At 72.9% G+C, this 14,960-nt stretch carries 13 protein-coding genes; 7 read left to right on the forward strand and 6 right to left on the reverse strand.

Going from position 1 to position 14,960, the window contains the following annotated elements:
• The first annotated feature begins 41 nt into the window (after positions 1 to 41).
• Genes KLI87_RS05095 through KLI87_RS05110 form a run of 4 tightly spaced genes read left to right on the forward strand, consistent with a single transcriptional unit; the run spans position 42 to position 4,748 of the window.
• Positions 42 to 1,430: a SidA/IucD/PvdA family monooxygenase gene (locus KLI87_RS05095; protein WP_156214610.1), complete on the forward strand. Its 1,389-nt coding sequence runs from the start codon at positions 42 to 44 to the stop codon at positions 1,428 to 1,430.
• On the forward strand, positions 1,427 to 2,551 hold the full coding sequence (locus KLI87_RS05100; protein ID WP_214616005.1) for an FAD-binding oxidoreductase: 1,125 nt from the start codon (positions 1,427 to 1,429) through the stop codon (positions 2,549 to 2,551). The genes KLI87_RS05095 and KLI87_RS05100 overlap by 4 nt, the downstream gene beginning before the upstream one ends.
• Positions 2,551 to 3,927 carry a hypothetical protein gene (locus KLI87_RS05105; RefSeq protein ID WP_214616006.1) on the forward strand — a complete coding sequence of 459 codons (1,377 nt, stop codon included), beginning with the start codon at positions 2,551 to 2,553 and terminating at the stop codon, positions 3,925 to 3,927. Before KLI87_RS05100 ends, KLI87_RS05105 begins: the two co-directional genes overlap by 1 nt.
• Positions 3,924 to 4,748, forward strand: coding sequence for a hypothetical protein (locus KLI87_RS05110; RefSeq protein ID WP_214616007.1), 825 nt, complete (start codon positions 3,924 to 3,926; stop codon positions 4,746 to 4,748). The genes KLI87_RS05105 and KLI87_RS05110 overlap by 4 nt, the downstream gene beginning before the upstream one ends.
• On the opposite strand, the gene KLI87_RS05115 is transcribed toward KLI87_RS05110, so the two are convergent.
• A complete protein-coding gene (locus KLI87_RS05115; RefSeq protein ID WP_156214606.1) occupies positions 4,724 to 5,683 on the reverse strand; it encodes a GlxA family transcriptional regulator in 960 nt (319 codons plus the stop codon). The two genes, KLI87_RS05110 and KLI87_RS05115, sit on opposite strands and share 25 nt — an antisense overlap.
• Before the next feature lie 194 nt (positions 5,684 to 5,877).
• The gene (locus KLI87_RS05120; protein WP_156214605.1) at positions 5,878 to 7,128 is read right to left on the reverse strand and encodes a cytochrome P450; all 1,251 of its coding nucleotides are present in this window, start codon (positions 7,126 to 7,128) and stop codon (positions 5,878 to 5,880) included.
• 123 nt (positions 7,129 to 7,251) lie between these two features.
• Here KLI87_RS05120 and KLI87_RS05125 point away from each other — a divergent pair, with 123 nt between their 5' ends.
• The 3 genes from KLI87_RS05125 (at position 7,252) to asnB (ending at position 11,682) form a co-directional block, all read left to right on the forward strand.
• Positions 7,252 to 8,178 (forward strand): LysR family transcriptional regulator, encoded by a 927-nt coding sequence (locus tag KLI87_RS05125; protein ID WP_156214604.1) that lies wholly within the window; start codon positions 7,252 to 7,254, stop codon positions 8,176 to 8,178.
• Positions 8,179 to 8,533: 355 nt separating this feature from the next.
• Positions 8,534 to 9,664 carry an MFS transporter gene (locus KLI87_RS05130; protein WP_246249343.1) on the forward strand — a complete coding sequence of 377 codons (1,131 nt, stop codon included), beginning with the start codon at positions 8,534 to 8,536 and terminating at the stop codon, positions 9,662 to 9,664.
• 170 nt (positions 9,665 to 9,834) lie between these two features.
• Positions 9,835 to 11,682, forward strand: coding sequence for an asparagine synthase (glutamine-hydrolyzing) (gene asnB / locus KLI87_RS05135; protein ID WP_214616008.1), 1,848 nt, complete (start codon positions 9,835 to 9,837; stop codon positions 11,680 to 11,682).
• A 65-nt stretch (positions 11,683 to 11,747) separates the two neighbouring features.
• On the opposite strand, the gene KLI87_RS05140 is transcribed toward asnB, so the two are convergent.
• The 4 genes from KLI87_RS05140 to KLI87_RS05155 form a co-directional block, all read right to left on the reverse strand.
• Complete coding sequence (locus KLI87_RS05140) at positions 11,748 to 12,467, reverse strand: helix-turn-helix transcriptional regulator (protein ID WP_214616009.1); 720 nt, start codon at positions 12,465 to 12,467, stop codon at positions 11,748 to 11,750.
• On the reverse strand, positions 12,461 to 13,015 hold the full coding sequence (locus KLI87_RS05145; protein WP_214616010.1) for a methylated-DNA--[protein]-cysteine S-methyltransferase: 555 nt from the start codon (positions 13,013 to 13,015) through the stop codon (positions 12,461 to 12,463). Before KLI87_RS05145 ends, KLI87_RS05140 begins: the two co-directional genes overlap by 7 nt.
• 152 nt (positions 13,016 to 13,167) lie before the next feature.
• Positions 13,168 to 13,971 (reverse strand): ABC transporter permease, encoded by an 804-nt coding sequence (locus KLI87_RS05150; protein ID WP_214616011.1) that lies wholly within the window; start codon positions 13,969 to 13,971, stop codon positions 13,168 to 13,170.
• Complete coding sequence (locus tag KLI87_RS05155) at positions 13,968 to 14,918, reverse strand: ATP-binding cassette domain-containing protein (protein WP_214616012.1); 951 nt, start codon at positions 14,916 to 14,918, stop codon at positions 13,968 to 13,970. The genes KLI87_RS05150 and KLI87_RS05155 overlap by 4 nt, the downstream gene beginning before the upstream one ends.
• Positions 14,919 to 14,960: the final 42 nt, after the last annotated feature.

Genomic DNA, 14,960 nt, shown 5'->3' on the forward strand with positions numbered 1-14,960 from the left:
CGCCGCCGCGGCGGGCACGACGAGCCGAAGGTGTGTGAACGATGACGGATGACCACGTCCACTCGGCGGTGGGCGCCGGCTTCGGGCCGGCGAACCTGTCGCTCGCGGTGGCGCTGGAGGAGTTCGGATACCCGGGGACGGTCCGCTTCGTGGAGCGGGCCCGCGGGTTCCAGTGGCAGGACGAGCAGCTCCTCTCCGGAACCGACATCCAGAACAACCCGTTCCGGGACCTCGCCATGCCGCGCCGGCCCGACAGCCGCCACTCGTTCGTCAACTATCTGGCGTGCCGCGGGAAGCTGACCGACTACCTGCACCTCAACCTCAAGTTCCCGCTGCGGCGGGAGTACGCGGGCTACCTGGCGTGGGTCGCCGAGTCGTTCCGCGGGTCGGTCGACTACGGGGAGCCCGCGGTGCGGCTGTCGCTCGCCCGGTCGGGCGACGGCGAGGTGTTCCGCGTGGAGACGGGGAGCGGCCGGTGCCTGCTGGGCGAGACCTTCGTCCTCGGCACCGGCCGGTCCCCGCGCGTCCCCGCCGAGTTCCAGGACGCCCTGGGGCCGACGGTCTTCCACTCCACCCGCTACCTCACGTCCGTGAAGGGCCTGGCGGCGCGGGCGCGCGGGACGGGCGGGCTGCGCGTCGTCGTGGTCGGGGCCAGCCAGAGCGCGATCGAGATCGTGCTCGACCTGCTGGGCCGTCCCGACGTCGCGCAGGTCACCTCCATCCACCGGGGCATCGGGTTCCGGTTGAAGGACACCAGCCCCTACAGCAGGCGCGTCTTCCTTCCGGAGTTCGTCGACTACTTCCATCCGCTCCCCGCCGAGACCAAGCGGCGGATCCGGGCCGAGCTGCGGACGGTCAACTACGCGGCCTGCGACCAGGACGTGATCGACCGGCTCGCCGCCGCCCAGTACGAGAACGAGCTGACCGGGGCCGACCGGCTCCGGCTGATGCCGTTCTCGGAGGTCGCGCGGGTCCGCCCGCGGCTGCGCGGCGGCCACCGGCTCCTCGTGCGGGACGTCAACCACCGGACCGAGAGCACGTGCGACGCCGACGCCGTCATCCTGGCGACGGGGTTCCGCGACTTCGGGGCGGGGCCCGGCGACGAGCGCTACCACCCGCTGCTGGAAGGGGTGGCGGACCGCCTGCCGCTGGACGACCAGGGCGTCCCGGTCGTCGCGCGCGACTACTCGGTCGAGCTCGCCGGGCGGGGCCGCGGCCGCCGCCCGCTCCGCCTCTTCCTCAACGGGCTGTGCGAGGCGAGCCACGGCATGGGCGACGCGGGGGCGCTGGCCGTGCTGTCGGCACGGGCGGCCGACATCGCCGGGTCGCTCATGCGGTACCCCTCGGGCATGAGCGCCGGGGCGGGCGGCCGGCGTTCGGTGCGCGACGCCCGGATTCCCGAGCACATGGTCGCCGAGGTCTTCCGATGAGCGGCCCCGGCGGCGCCGCCGCCTCGGCGGACGTCGCGGTCGTCGGCGGCGGGATCATCGGCCTCGCCGCCGCCGAGCGCCTCGTCGCGGCGGGCCTGTCGGTCGTCCTGATCGACGCCGCCGGGATCGCGGACGGCCCGAGCGGGGTCTCGGGCGGGCTCGTCCGGGCCTTCGACCCGGGCGGCGGCGACCGGGCGCGGGCCGCCGCCCAGGGCCTGGCCGCCTACCTGCGGCGCGGGCGGCACGGCCGCTGGCCGGCCGTCCGGCGGCACGGCGGGCTGACGCTGGTCCCGGCGGGCGCGGGCGGCGCGCTCGCCGGGGTGCGGGCCGGGGTGCTGGCCGGGGTGGAGGCCGCCCGCGACGCCGGGCACAGCGCGTGGGTCCACGACGCGGCGGAGATCCGCGAGCGGTTCCCGAGCCTGTCGGTGTCGCCGGACCTCGCCGGGGTCTACGAGCCGAGCGCCGGCTGGCTGCCGGCGCGGGCCGTCGCACGCGCGATGCTCCGCGACGCGGCGGACGGCCTGACCGTCCTGGAGCGGGTGCGGGCGACGGAGGTGGACATCCGCGGATCCCGCGTCCGCGGCGTCCGGACGACGGCGGGCCCGGTGGCGGCCCCGGCCGTGCTGATCGCCGCCGGGGTCGCGAGCGCGGACCTGGCGCTGACGGCCGGGGTGCGGCTGCCGCTGCGCAGCCGCTCGATCGGCTACTGCGTCTTCGAACCGCGCGAGGCCCCCGGCGACCTGCCCGCCGTCGTGGACACCACCACCGGCGCGTGGCTGCGCCGGTGGAGCGATGAGGCCACCGGCCGGGGCGGCGTGCTCGCGGGCGTGGTCTCGCACGTGACCGGGGTGCCGGTGACCGTGACGCGGGGAACGCCGCCCGCCGAGCAGGAGCGCGTCCGGGCGGTCGTCGCGCGGCGGTGCCCGGCGCTCGCGGACGCCGGGGTCTGCGGCGGGGTCATGGCCCACGACGCGCTCGCGCCCGGCGGCGAGGGGGCCGTGACCGCCTGGCCGGAGCCCGCGGGCCTGGTCACCGCCACCGGATGGAACGGCGGGGCCTTCAAGACGGCCCCGGTGATCGGGGAACGCGCGGCGGCCCGGATCCGGGAGGTGATCGCCTGATGCCCGGCGCCCCGACCTACCGGCTGAACCCGACCGACGAGATGCTGTTCCAGGCGGGCGAGAGGCTGGGCTCGTCCAGGATCGTCCAGGTGCTCTGGAGGTTCCCCGCCGAGGTGAGCGGCTCCGCGCTGCGCGCCGAATGGGACCGCCTCGACCTGGGCCTGCTGAGCCGGAAGGCGGTTCCGGCCCGCGTCCCCGGGGCGCGCCGCAGGTGGGTGCACGCGCACAACGCCGAGGAGCCGGTGACGCATCCGCGGCCGCTGGCGGACGCCGACGTCATGGACTGGATCGACGCCCAGGCCCGGGTGCCGTTGCCCGCCGGCTCCGACGCGCTGTGGCGGCTCGCCGCGGCGCCGTACCGCGGCGGCGGCCTGGTGTCGCTGACCGTGCCGCATTTCCGTTCGGACGGGCTGGGCATCTTCAACGCGCTGGCCGCCCCGCCCCCGGGCCCGGCTCCTCGGAGTTCGCCGGCGGCGCGCCTCGGCGGCGGCGACGTCGGCGACGTGCTTGGGCTGGCGCTCCGGGCAGCGGTGGAGTCCACGCGATGGAGCGCCGGGTTGCTGGCGGACGGTTCCGCGCGCGCCCGCGTGATGAGCGCTCTGCGCGGCGGCTCCCCGGCGCCGCCGTGCCCCGCCGGCGGCGCGGAGCCGCGCTACTTCGCGACCACGATCCTCGCGATGGACGCGGGGGAGTGGCAGGAACGCGCCCACGCCCACGGCGGCACGGTGAACAGCCTGTTCGTGGAGATCGCCGCCAACCTCGTCCGCGCCCGGGTCCCGCTCCGGGGCCGCTCGTCCATCGACATCGGGATCCCGATGAGCCTGCGCGGCCCGGACGGCGACGGCCGCGCGAACGCCCTGGTCGTGGTCCCGCTGAGCGTCCCGGCCGGTGAGCCGGGGCACGGGGACCTGACGCGGACGCGGCGCGACACCAGGACCCTGCTCCAGGGCTCGGGGGAGCGCAGCGCGACCCTCGTCCCCGAACCGCTGTGGCACCTGCTGCCCGGCCGGTACGCCGACCGGCTCAAGGCCCCGGGCGCGCAGCAGACCGACGCGGTCGCCTCCAACTTCGGCCGCGTGCCCGAGGGCGTCGCGCGCTTCGCGGGGCAGCGGGCGGACGGCGTCGCGCTGCGCACCGTGAACGTCCCGGGGATCGTCCCCGGGAAGGCCAGGCTGCGCGCCTCGCTGTGCCTGCTCGACACGGGCGGGCAGATGATCATGACCGCGACCGGGATGCCCGACCGGTTCGGCGACGCCACGTCCCTGCACCGCCTCGTCACGGACGAGTGCGCGAGGTGGGGGCTGCGGGCGGAGCCATGGCTCGGCGGCGCGCCGACCGGCGGCCGGGCGCCCCGAGAGAAAGAGGACCGGAGATGACGCTCCCCGAACGCTGGTTCCGCACCCGCCCCGACTCCTCCGTCCTGGACAGGCCCAGGCTGCTCGCCCGATCGCTGATCGACGCGGCCGCGCTCGACGACCGGATCGGCCGCTACGAGCGCCTTCTCGGCGCGCGGGCCGACCTGCGCATGCCCATCCCCGACTTCGGCGGGCTGGAGCTCGCGGCGGTGGGCGGCCTCCTGCTCATCGCCAGCGAGCGGCCGTTCACCCCGATGCAGCGGCGGACGGCGTACTCGCTGATCGTGCCCTCGCTCGCGGGCGCGCTCCGGCTCGTCCGGGCGAACGGCGGGATCGTCCTGGAACCGCGGGAGGCGATCGTTCCCGGGGCGCGGGCGCGCGTCCGGTTCGCCGACGGGGCGATCGCGGAGCTGGTCGAGCACCGGCCGAGGCCGGGGGAGCGCCCCCGGCCGCCCGGCGGGCCCGCACCGCGCCCGACCGGCGTGCGGCTGATGGCGCGGCTGGTCACGCCGAGCGCCGCGTTCGAGCGGTCCGTCGCGCTCTACGAGGCGATGCTCGGGACTCCGGCGGAGGCGCGCACGCGGCACCCGTCGCCGATCGCGTCGGACCTGGCCGTCGTGGGGGAGCTGCTGATCATCGGCTCGGACGGGCTGGCGGCGGAAGGCGCCCCGGACGCGGCGTTCGCCCTGCTGGCCGAACCGGGGGCCGCGGCGTTCGACCCCGGCGAGCACGGCCGGGCCGAGCGGCGGCTGGAGACCGGGGCACTGGCCGAGATCTGGACCGACCCGGCGCGGGGGACCCGGCGTCCCGCTTCACCTCACCCGAATCTCCGGGCGACCTGAGGGCCGGTGCGGAACGTGCGCCGATAGGTGTCGGGCGGCACGCCGACAGCGCGGTTGAAATTGCGCCGCAGGGTGGCCGCCGTGCCCATTCCCGTCCGGTCCGCGATCTGCTCGACGCACTCGTCGGTCGTTTCGAGGAGTTCCCTGGCCCGGCGTATCCGCCGGGCCAGCAGCCATTGCAGCGGCGTCATTCCGGTGATCGCGTTGAATTTCCGGGTCAGGTGTCGGGTGCTCATGTTCGCCTGGCGGGCCAGGTCCCCGACGGTGAGCGGCCGGTGCAGGTGCGCGGCCACCCACGGCTCAAGGGCGGACAGGACGGGATCCTCCCCGCCGGCCGCCTGGATCGGCCGCGCCCGCCCGCCGTCCGGGCGCGGCGGCAGGACGAGCTGCCCGGCCACGTCGTTCGCCGCCGTCGCCCCGTGGTCGAGCCGCACCAGGTGCAGGCACAGGTCGAACCCCGCCGACTTGCCCGCCGAGGTGAGGACGCGGCCCTCGTCGACGTACAGCGCGTCCGGGTCGACGCGCGCCCGCGGACACCGCGCCGCCAGCGCCGCCGTGTGCATCCAGTGGGTGGTCGCGCGCCGCCCGTCCAGCAGCCCGGCCGCGGCGAGGACGAACGCGCCGGTGCAGATGGAGGCGACGCGCGACCCCCGCTCGTACGCCGCGCGCACGGCCGCCACGAGGTCGGCCGGCGGGCTCTCGCGGAGCCGGTGGGACGCCGGGACGATCACGGTGTCGGCGCTCACGAGCCCGTCGAGCGAGGCGGGGGAGGCGGGGTGGAACCAGTCGCCGACCCGGGCGCCCGCGGGGCCGCAGACGGTGAAGTCGTACCAGGGATCGGCGAGGTCGGACCGGTCGACGCCGAATATCTCGCACGGCGCGGCGACGTCGACCAGCGAAATACGATCGGTGATCGCCAGGGCGACAGTTGGCATATTCCAAGCCTATACATGCCCTCTTGATTTGTGTACCTGCGCCCAATCTTTTGGGCCCCGGTGATTGGGCCCGAACAAAAGCGCACGCCTTTCGGGGGCCGGGCGGCGGCCATTGTCTGGAACACGCGGGACGCCCTCCCGGCGCCACGGGGGGTGGGACGCGCGGGAGGGCGTGCTCGGAGCGGCGCGGGCGGTCAGGTGGCGGCGGGCCAGTCGACCAGCAGGCGCCGGGGCCCCCGGAAGGAGATGTTGGCCGGGAAGGTGTACTCCTGCTCCTCCACCAGCGTCATCCCCGGTGCGCGCTCGGCCAGCAGTTCCAGCACGATGCGCGCCTCCATGCGGGCGAGCGCGGCGCCCAGGCAGAAATGGATCCCCTTGCCGAACGCGAGATGGGACCGGGAGTCGTCGCGGTGGATGTCGAAGCTCTCCGGAGCGTGGAACACCTCCGGGTCGCGGTTCGCCGCCCCGAGCAGCAGCATGATCTTCCCGCCCTCGGGGATGTCCACGCCGCCCAGCGTGACCGGGCGCGTGGTGATCCGCCGCCACGCGATGATGCTGCTGTCATAGCGCAGCCCCTCCTCGATGGCGTCGGTGACCAGTTCCCGGTCGGCGCAGACGTCCTCCCACTGGGAGCGGTGGGTGAGCAGCCTGCGGATGATGTTGCTGGTGTAGTTGGTGGTGGTCTCGTGCCCGGCGAAGCTCAGCCCGTAGGCGACGTTGACGATCTCCTCCAGCGACACGGCCTCCGGGTCGTCCCGGTGGATCCGGACCAGGTCGCTCGTGAAGTCGTCGCGCGGGTTCTTCGCGCGGTCCGCGACGAACTCCTCGCAGTAGCGCCAGTAGCGCACCATGTTGCCCGCGATGTCCTTCTGCTCCTCGGGGCTCGGCCGCCCCCAGCTGAACAGCATGCGGTTGCCGCACCACCGCTTCAGCATGTCCATGTCCGCGTCGGGGAACCCGATGAAGGTGAAGATCATGTACGCGGGGAGCGGGTAGGTCACCGCCGAGACGAGGTCCACCCGGCCCGGCTCGATCGCGTCGACCAGCTCGGTGGCCTTCGCCCACACCTTGGGCTCCAGCACGGCGGTGCGCCGGGCCGAGAAGCCCTTCATGTTGTGCTTGCGGATGCGCGTGTGCCGGGGCGGATCGCAGTCCGACATCACCGGCGTGGCGTGGAAGCCGCCCCGCACGATCTCCCGCGCCTCGTCGGTCAGCGGGAAGACCGGCCGCTGCCCGATCGACGCGGAGTAGGACCCGGGGTCCTTGAACACGGACTCGATATCGCCGTAGCGGGTCACCACCCACATGTCGACCTCCGGTGAATAGAACACCGGGACCTCGGCCCGTACGGCGGACATGGTCGGATACGGATCGGCCAGATAGGTCTCCTCCAGCGGATCGAAGTTCTGGTGTACGGGACACGAGGCAGTTTCGGCGCTCGTCATGAAGAACCCTCCTCGGCTCGATGGGGCCAGTATGTTTCAGCCGCCGGGAGCCGAAAAGCGCATAATGGTTCCATTGAACCCCGGTAATGCGAATACCCGCCCCCGCGGGGGCCGGAGGCCGTGATGACAGAACGGATCAGCCTGCGCCGGCTCGACTATTTCGTGACCGCCGCCGAGTCCGGCACGATGACGGCGGCGGCCGGCCGGCTGCACGTCTCGCAGTCGGCGGTCTCGATGGGGATATCGGAGCTGGAACGGCAGCTCGGGGTCGCGCTCGTGCTCCGCCGCAAGGCCAAGGGGCTGACGCTGACCGAGGCCGGGCGGCTGCTGCTGCCCGAGGCCCGCGCGCTGCTGGCCTGCTCCGACGAGCTGCGGGCGGGCATGGCCGCGGTGGGCCGCACCCTCGCCGGACGGCTCAAGGTCGGCTGCTTCACCACGATCGCGCCGTTCCTGGTGCCGCGCCTGCTGGAGGACTTCCGCGCCGTCCACCCGGACGTGACGGTCGACCTGGCCGAGGGGTCGCTCGACGAGCTCCAGGAGCTCCTGCTCGACGGGCGCTGCGAACTGGCGGTGCTGTATGAGACGAGCATCCGGCAGGACATCGAGTACGACGTCCTGTACGAGGCCAGCCCGCATGTGCTGCTGCCGCCCGCGCACCCGCTGGCCCGCCGGGACACGGTCGCGCTGGCCGACCTCGCCGGCCACGACATGGTCATGCTGGACGTGCCGCCGAGCATGGACTACTTCACCGGGCTGCTCGCCGGGGCGGGGGTGGACCCGGCGATCCGGCACCGCACGGCGAGCTTTGAGATGGTGCGCAGCCTGGTCGCCCGCGGCGCCGGGTACTCGCTGCTGATCCAGCGGCCGAGGGTGGGCGTCAGCTACGAGGGGCTGCCGGTGGAGGTCCGGCCGATCGGCGACCCCGTCGTGCCGATGCGCGTCGTGCTGGCGCGCGCCGCCGGGGCGCGGCTGACCCGGCGGGCGGCGGCGTTCGCGCACTTCTGCCGCACGGACCCGCCGCGCGAGGAAGCGAACGCCGCGAGCGAGTAGGGACGCGGCGCCGCGCGAGCCATACGCGCCGCGAACAACTGAGGAAAATCCCCACTCGCCCTTCAGGGCCGAAATCTCCCGCGGCCTTCGCCCATCGACCGGAGAGGCTCTCCGGAAGCCGGGAACAGTGTCTGACCAACCGTGCTCTGAAACGTTTTTCGCATTGGATCGGGCGCGATGTTGGTGTCGCGAACCTGCCAGACATGCCTTCGCGGCGGCTGCTCTACTGATGCGTACGGCCAGTGACGAGACAACGACAGAAATGGATGCCATGTCCACAGCCACCACGACAGTCGGCGGCCCCGCCGTATCGACTCGATCGCCGTTGCTAGGCTGGCTAGCCGTCGTCACGGTGATGATGGGAATCTTCTCGATCGTCACCACCGAGATCCTTCCGATCGGTCTGCTGACCTCGATCGGATCCAGTTTCACGATCTCGGACGGAACGGCCGGTCTGATGATGACCATGCCGGGATATCTCGCCGCCGTATCGGCGCCGACGCTCACGGTCGCGACCGCGAGACTCGACCGGCGCGTGATGCTGTGCGCCTTCATGGTGCTGCTCGCCGCCGCGAACTTCCTCGCCGCCGCCGCGCCCGCCTTCTGGGTGATGCTGATCTCCCGGGTGATGGTCGGGATCACCATCGGGGGCTTCTGGTCGATCGCGGCCGGGCTCGCCGAGCGGCTGGTGCCGCCCGAGTCGGTCACCCGGGCGACCGCGGTGATCTTCTCCTCCGTCCCGCTCGGATCGGTGCTCGGCGTGCCCGCCGGCACCTTCATCGGCGACCTCGCCGGATGGCGCGTGAGCTTCGTGGTCATGGGCGCGCTGACCTCGGCCGTGCTCGCCGCGACGGTCGCGTTCGTCCCGCGGCTCCCGGCCGAGCAGGTCACCCGCCTGAGCGTCCTGCGCGGCATGTTCCGCAGCACCAACACGAGGGTCGGGCTCCTCCTGACGTTCCTGGTGGTGATGGCGCACTTCGGGACCTACACCTACGTCACGCCCTTCCTGGAGCAGGTCACGCACGTCGGTTCCAGCATGATCACGGTGTTCCTGCTGACGTACGGGGTGGCCGGCATCGCCGGCAACTTCGCGGGCGGCTCGATCGTCGGCCGCTATCCGCGCGCCACGTTCGGCGCCGCCACCGCGATGATCGCCTGCGCGACCCTGCTGCTGCCCGTCCTCGGCGGATGGGACGCCGGTGCCCTGGTCCTGCTCGTCATCTGGGGGATCGGCTACGGAACGATCCCGGTCTGCTCGCAGACCTGGTTCCTCAAATCCGCGCCGCACGCGCCTGAGGCGGCGTCCGTGCTCTTCACGGCCTCGTTCCAGGCGACGCTCTCCACGGGTGCGCTGGTCGGCGGCATAACCGTGGACCACACCTCTCCCTCGACCGTCATGGTGCTCGGCGGAATGGCCGCCGTCCTTATGGTCGTCACGGTGTGGATGCACTTCGCGAAACGCGTCCCATGGCCGGAGAACGCGTGAGCACACGGATGCCGGAGCGGGCACCGATGGGTTAGCTTGGTGCCCGTCTCCGGAGGGGCCCGGCGCCATGGGGCCATTCGTTCCAACGAACATCATCCGAAATCATCGGCACTTTCGTGTGCCCGATTCATCCGCCGCATGACCTGCTGGAACAGAAGAGGAGATCGCGCATGTGTGGCATCGTGGGCTGGGCCGGATTCGACCGGGATCTCACGCTGGAGCGTGCGACCCTGCAACTCATGACCAGGACCATGGACTGCCGTGGCCCCGACGACGAAGGGATATGGGTCGACCGGCACGGCGGGGTCGGGCACCGCCGCCTGTCGGTCATCGACCTGGAGGGCGGCCGGCAGCCGATGGTCGCCGAGCAGGACGGCCGGGAACTGGCCGTGCTGACCTTCAGCGGCGAGGTCTACAACTACCGGGAGCTGCGCTCGGAACTCGCCTCGCGCGGGCACGCCTTCCACACGAAAAGCGACACCGAAGTGGTGCTCCGGGCCTATCTCGAATGGGGTGAGGGCCTCGTCGAGAAACTGAACGGCATGTACGCGTTCGGGATCTGGGACCTCCGCAGCGAGGAGCTGCTGCTCGTCCGCGACCGGATGGGCGTCAAGCCGCTCTACTACTTCCAGACGGGCGACGGCGTCATCTTCGCGTCCGAGCCGAAGGGCATCATCGCCAACCCGCTCGTGCCCCGCCGGATCGACACCGATGGCCTGCGCGAGCTGCTCGACATGGTCAAGACCCCCGAGCACGCCATCTTCACCGGGATGCACGAGGTCCGCCCCGGCCACTTCGTCAAGGTGCGCCGCGAGGGGCTCACCAAGCACCGGTACTGGGCCCTGGAGGCCCGCGAGCACACCGACGACCTCGACAAGACGGTCCGGACCGTCCGGGATCTGCTGGAGGACATCGTCACCCGGCAGCTCATCTCCGACGTGCCGCTGTGCAGCCTGCTCTCGGGCGGCCTGGACTCCTCGGCCGTCACCGCGCTCGCCGCGAAGGCCCTGGCCGCCGAGGGGGCCGGACCGGTCCGCTCGTTCTCGGTCGACTTCGTCGGCGCCGCGGAGAGCTTCGTCCCGGACCCGCTGCGGAGCACGCCCGACGCGCCGTTCGTGCGCGACCTGGCCGAGCACGTCGCGGCCGACCACTCCGAGATCCTCCTCGACAGCGACGACCTGAGCCGCCCGAGCGTGCGCGCGGCCGTCCTCGCCGCCACCGACCTGCCGCCCGTCTGGTACGGGGACCTGTGGCCCTCGCTGCTGCTGCTCTTCCGCGCCGTCCGCGAGCGCTCGACCGTGGCGCTGTCCGGCGAGTCCGCCGACGAGCTGTTCGGCGGCTACAGCTGGTTCCACGACCCGGAGGTGCTGACGGCCGAGACCTTCCCCTGGCTCACCTCCACCCCAGGCCCGTTCTACGACGGGACGCCGCTGTTCGACGGCGGCCTCCTGAACACCCTCGACATCCCCGGCTACCGGCGCGCCGCGTACTTCGACGCGCTCGCCGAGGTGCCGGTCCTGCCGGGCGAGACGGGCCTGGAGCGGCGGATGCGGGAGATCGGCTACCTCAACCTCACCCGCTTCCTCAACACCCTGCTCGACCGCAAGGACCGCATGAGCATGGCGACGGGCCTGGAGGTGCGGGTGCCGTTCTGCGACCACAGGCTCGTGGACTACGTCTTCAACGCGCCGTGGGCGATGAAGACCTTCGACGGCCGGGAGAAGAGCCTGCTCCGCGCCGCCACCAGGGACGTCCTGCCGAACTCGATCGTCGAGCGCGTGAAGGCCCCCTACCCCAGCACGCAGGACTCCGGCTACGAGAAGAACCTGCGCGACAAGCTCGCGGAGGTCGTCGCCGCCGACGGCCCGGTGATGGCCCTGCTCGACGCCGACCGCGTCCGGCGGCGGCTGGAGGGGCCCATCACCGAGAACAGCACGCAGATCACCCGCATCGACCTGGAGGTGCCGCTGTCGCTCAACGCCTGGCTCGACACCTACGGCGTCACCGTGGACACCTGAGCACGGGACACCTGAGCGCGACGAAGGCCCGGCGGATCACCGATCCGCCGGGCCCTCGCTCGTCGTCACCCGACCGGGGTCTCGACACCGAACCGGGAGGCGAACGCCCGGCGCCCCTCCGCGGTCACCGCCAGCACCCGGCGCGGCCCGCCGGGCACCAGCCAGCCGAGGTTCACGAACCGGGCCAGCAGCAGCCGCCCCACGCTCCCGGCCACATGGTGCCGCTGCTCCGACCAGTCGACACAGCACCGGACCGCCCGGTCGACCGGCGGCCTGACGCCGAGCCCCCGGAACAGCGCGGCACCCGACGCGGTCAGCGCGTACCCGATCGGGTCGAGCGCGCCCGCGACCGTCCTGGCGGCGCCGAGCCGCTCCAGATCGACCGTCCCATCATGCCCGGCCAGGTGACCCGCCTCGATGAGGGAGCCGGTCAGCGCGCAGCCGAGCCGTCCCGCCAGATGGCCGTAGCAGCTCCGCGCCTGCCGGAACGCGTAGGCCCGCGTCCCGACCCGCAGGGACGCGGGCGGCGGCGTCCCCGCCCGCCGTCCGGCGATCGCCGCCGCGCCCGGCCCGGACAGCCGGTAGTAGCGGTAGTCGCCGTGCCGCACCTTGGTCACCAGCCCCGCGTCGCCCAGCTCACGCAACCGGCCCCGCACGGCGGCGACCGGGATCCCGCTGTCCGCGGAGATCGCGCTGACCGGCAGCACCCGGCCGCCCTCCAGCGCGCACAGCACCCGCACCGCCGCCGGATCCTCCGGCGGCGCCTTCCGATCCGTGGTCACCATGAGAGACAGAGCCCTTCCGGCTCCACGGCGGCCGCGCTCCCCGCCAGCGTCCCGTACTCGTGGTCGAGCAGGAAGCGCTTGCGGTCGAGGCCGCCGCCGTAGCCGATGAGGCCGCCGGACGAGCCGACGACGCGATGGCAGGGGACGATCACACCGATCGGGTTGCGTCCGTTGGCCAGGCCGACGGCCCGCGAGGCGGTGGGGCTTCCGATCAACGCGGCGAGCCGCCCGTAGGTGACGGTCCCGCCGTAGGGGATCCGCCGCAGCGCGGCCCAGACCCGCCGCTGGAACGGCGTCCCGTGCAGCAGCAGCGGCAGGTCGAAGCTCGTCAGCCGCCCCTTGAAGTAGGCGGCGAGCTGCTCGGCCGCGGCGCCGAACGGCGCGGTCCCGGGATCGGCCGCCGGCCGTCCGAACACCTCCTCCGCCGGCCGGTACGCCTGGTGCTCCATATAGAGCCCGGAGAGGGCGCCGCCGGTCGCGACGAGCGTGAGCGGACCGACGGGGCTGTCCAGCACCAGATGGGAACGATGCGCGAGCGCGATGGGCATCGAGCGTCCTTCCAGGAGTAGTCAGGGCCTACGACTAGCCCTACACCGCCGCGTTACCCGTCCTCCGGCAAGAAAACGACCTCAACGCCCGGACTCGGCGGCCGCGGCCGTCAGACCGGCTGGTCTGACGGCCGCGGCCGGTTCGGGTGCGGTCACCGGCCGGGGGCGCGGCCCAACAGCCACATAGACCCTAGGAAGCCCACCAGGGCGATGCCCGCGGACCAGGCGAGGGACTGGTAGGCGCTGTCGCCGATGGCCTCGCCCGTCAGCAGGCCGCGCAGCGTCTCGATGGCCGGGGTGAACGGCTGGTACTCGGCGAACCAGCGCAGGGCGGTCGGCATCGAGTCGGTGGGCACGAAGCCGCTGCCGAAGAACGGCAGGAGCATCAGCAGCAGGGGCGCGTTGCTGGCGCCCTCGGGGTTTTTGGCCGCCAGGCCGAGCGCGACCGCCAGCCAGGTGAGCGCGAAGACGAACACGGCCAGGAAGCCCGCGGTGGCCAGCCACTCGACGGGGTCGGCGTTGGGCCGGAAGCCGATCGCCAGGGCGACGCCGATGACGACCACGATGCTGACCGCGATGGAGATCATGCTGCCGATGACGTGTCCGATGAGGATCGACGCCCGGGAGATGGCCATCGTCCGGAACCGGGCGACGATCCCCGCGGCCATGTCCATGGCCACCGAGATGGCGGTGCTGGTGGCGGCGCCGACCGTGGTCATCAGGATGATGCCGGGGGTGACGTAGTCGAGGTACTGGCCGCGGCCCCCGCCGCCGAGCCCGTTTCCGAGCGTGCCGCCGAAGACGTACACGAACAGCAGCAGCAGGACCACCGGCATGCCGATGAGCTGCACCGTCATGGCGGGGTAGCGCAGCATGTGCTTCAGGCGCCGGCGGATCATCGTCGCCGAGTCGGCCAGGGTGCGGGTGCGGACGGTGGCGGCGGTGGCGGTGGTCATCGGACTGCGTCCTTGTCCTTGGGGTTGCCGGTGAGGGTGAGGAAGACGTCGTCGAGGTCGGGGGTGTGCACGGCCAGGTCGGCCGGTTCGATGCCGGCGGCCTCCAGCCGGGCGAGCAGGGTGCGCAGCGAGGCGACCCCGCCGTCGGAGGGGACCTGCAGCGTGAGGCGGTCGTCGTCGGAGGTGTCGAGGAAACCGGCGCCGAGCGCGGTGAGCGCGCCGGTGAGCGCGCCGTCGTCGGTGAACCGCAGGGACACGTGCCCGCCGGGAACGAGCCGCTTGAGCTCCGCGGGTGACCCTTCGGCGATCAGCGTCCCGTGGTCGAGCAGCGCGATCTGGTCGGCGAGCTGGTCGGCCTCCTCCAGGTACTGCGTGGTGAGGAAGATCGTCACCCCGCTTCCGGCCAGGTCGCGGACGATCTGCCACATGGTGCGGCGGCTGCGCGGGTCCAGGCCCGTGGTGGGCTCGTCCAGGAAGATGACGCGCGGGTCGCCGACCAGCGTCATCGCCAGGTCCAGCCGGCGGGCCATGCCGCCCGAATAGGTGGACGCGGGCTTCCCGGCGGCCTCGACGAGGTCGAATTGCTCCAGCAACCGCGCCGCGAGCCGGCGGCCCTCGCGCCGCCGCAGGTGGTGCAGGTCGGCCATCAGCATGAGGTTCTCCTCGCCGGTGAGGAGCTTGTCCACGGCCGAGTACTGGCCGGTGACGCCGATGGACGCGCGGACCGCCTGAGGAGAGGTGGCCAGGTCGTGGCCCGCCACCCGGACGTCGCCGCCGTCGGCGCCGATCAGGGTGGACAGGATCTGGACGGTGGTGGTCTTGCCGGCCCCGTTGGGCCCGAGCAGGGAGAAGATCGTCCCCTCGGCGACGGTCAGGTCGATGCCGTCGAGCACGAGGTTGTCGCCATAGGATTTGCGCAGTCCGGTGACCGCGATCGCGCTGGTCATGATGGTGCTCCTTCGAAGCAGCGGGTAAGGCGCGGCCGCCGT

Source organism: Actinomadura sp. NEAU-AAG7, from assembly GCF_018603865.1.
GTDB lineage: Bacteria > Actinomycetota > Actinomycetes > Streptosporangiales > Streptosporangiaceae > Spirillospora > Spirillospora litoris.

Bases quoted from the DNA above. Each gene is read 5' to 3' on its own strand.
- KLI87_RS05095 (WP_156214610.1), top strand. From the start codon at position 42: ATGACGGATGACCACGTCCACTCGGCGGTGGGCGCCGGCTTCGGGCCG.
- KLI87_RS05130 (WP_246249343.1), top strand. From the start codon at position 8,534: ATGATGGGAATCTTCTCGATCGTCACCACCGAGATCCTTCCGATCGGT.
- KLI87_RS05140 (WP_214616009.1), bottom strand. From the start codon at position 12,467: ATGGTGACCACGGATCGGAAGGCGCCGCCGGAGGATCCGGCGGCGGTG.
- KLI87_RS05150 (WP_214616011.1), bottom strand. From the start codon at position 13,971: ATGACCACCGCCACCGCCGCCACCGTCCGCACCCGCACCCTGGCCGAC.
- KLI87_RS05155 (WP_214616012.1), bottom strand. From the start codon at position 14,918: ATGACCAGCGCGATCGCGGTCACCGGACTGCGCAAATCCTATGGCGAC.
- KLI87_RS05120 (WP_156214605.1), bottom strand. From the start codon at position 7,128: ATGACGAGCGCCGAAACTGCCTCGTGTCCCGTACACCAGAACTTCGAT.
- KLI87_RS05125 (WP_156214604.1), top strand. From the start codon at position 7,252: ATGACAGAACGGATCAGCCTGCGCCGGCTCGACTATTTCGTGACCGCC.
- KLI87_RS05115 (WP_156214606.1), bottom strand. From the start codon at position 5,683: ATGCCAACTGTCGCCCTGGCGATCACCGATCGTATTTCGCTGGTCGAC.
- KLI87_RS05105 (WP_214616006.1), top strand. From the start codon at position 2,551: ATGCCCGGCGCCCCGACCTACCGGCTGAACCCGACCGACGAGATGCTG.
- KLI87_RS05110 (WP_214616007.1), top strand. From the start codon at position 3,924: ATGACGCTCCCCGAACGCTGGTTCCGCACCCGCCCCGACTCCTCCGTC.
- KLI87_RS05145 (WP_214616010.1), bottom strand. From the start codon at position 13,015: ATGCCCATCGCGCTCGCGCATCGTTCCCATCTGGTGCTGGACAGCCCC.
- KLI87_RS05100 (WP_214616005.1), top strand. From the start codon at position 1,427: ATGAGCGGCCCCGGCGGCGCCGCCGCCTCGGCGGACGTCGCGGTCGTC.
- asnB (WP_214616008.1), top strand. From the start codon at position 9,835: ATGTGTGGCATCGTGGGCTGGGCCGGATTCGACCGGGATCTCACGCTG.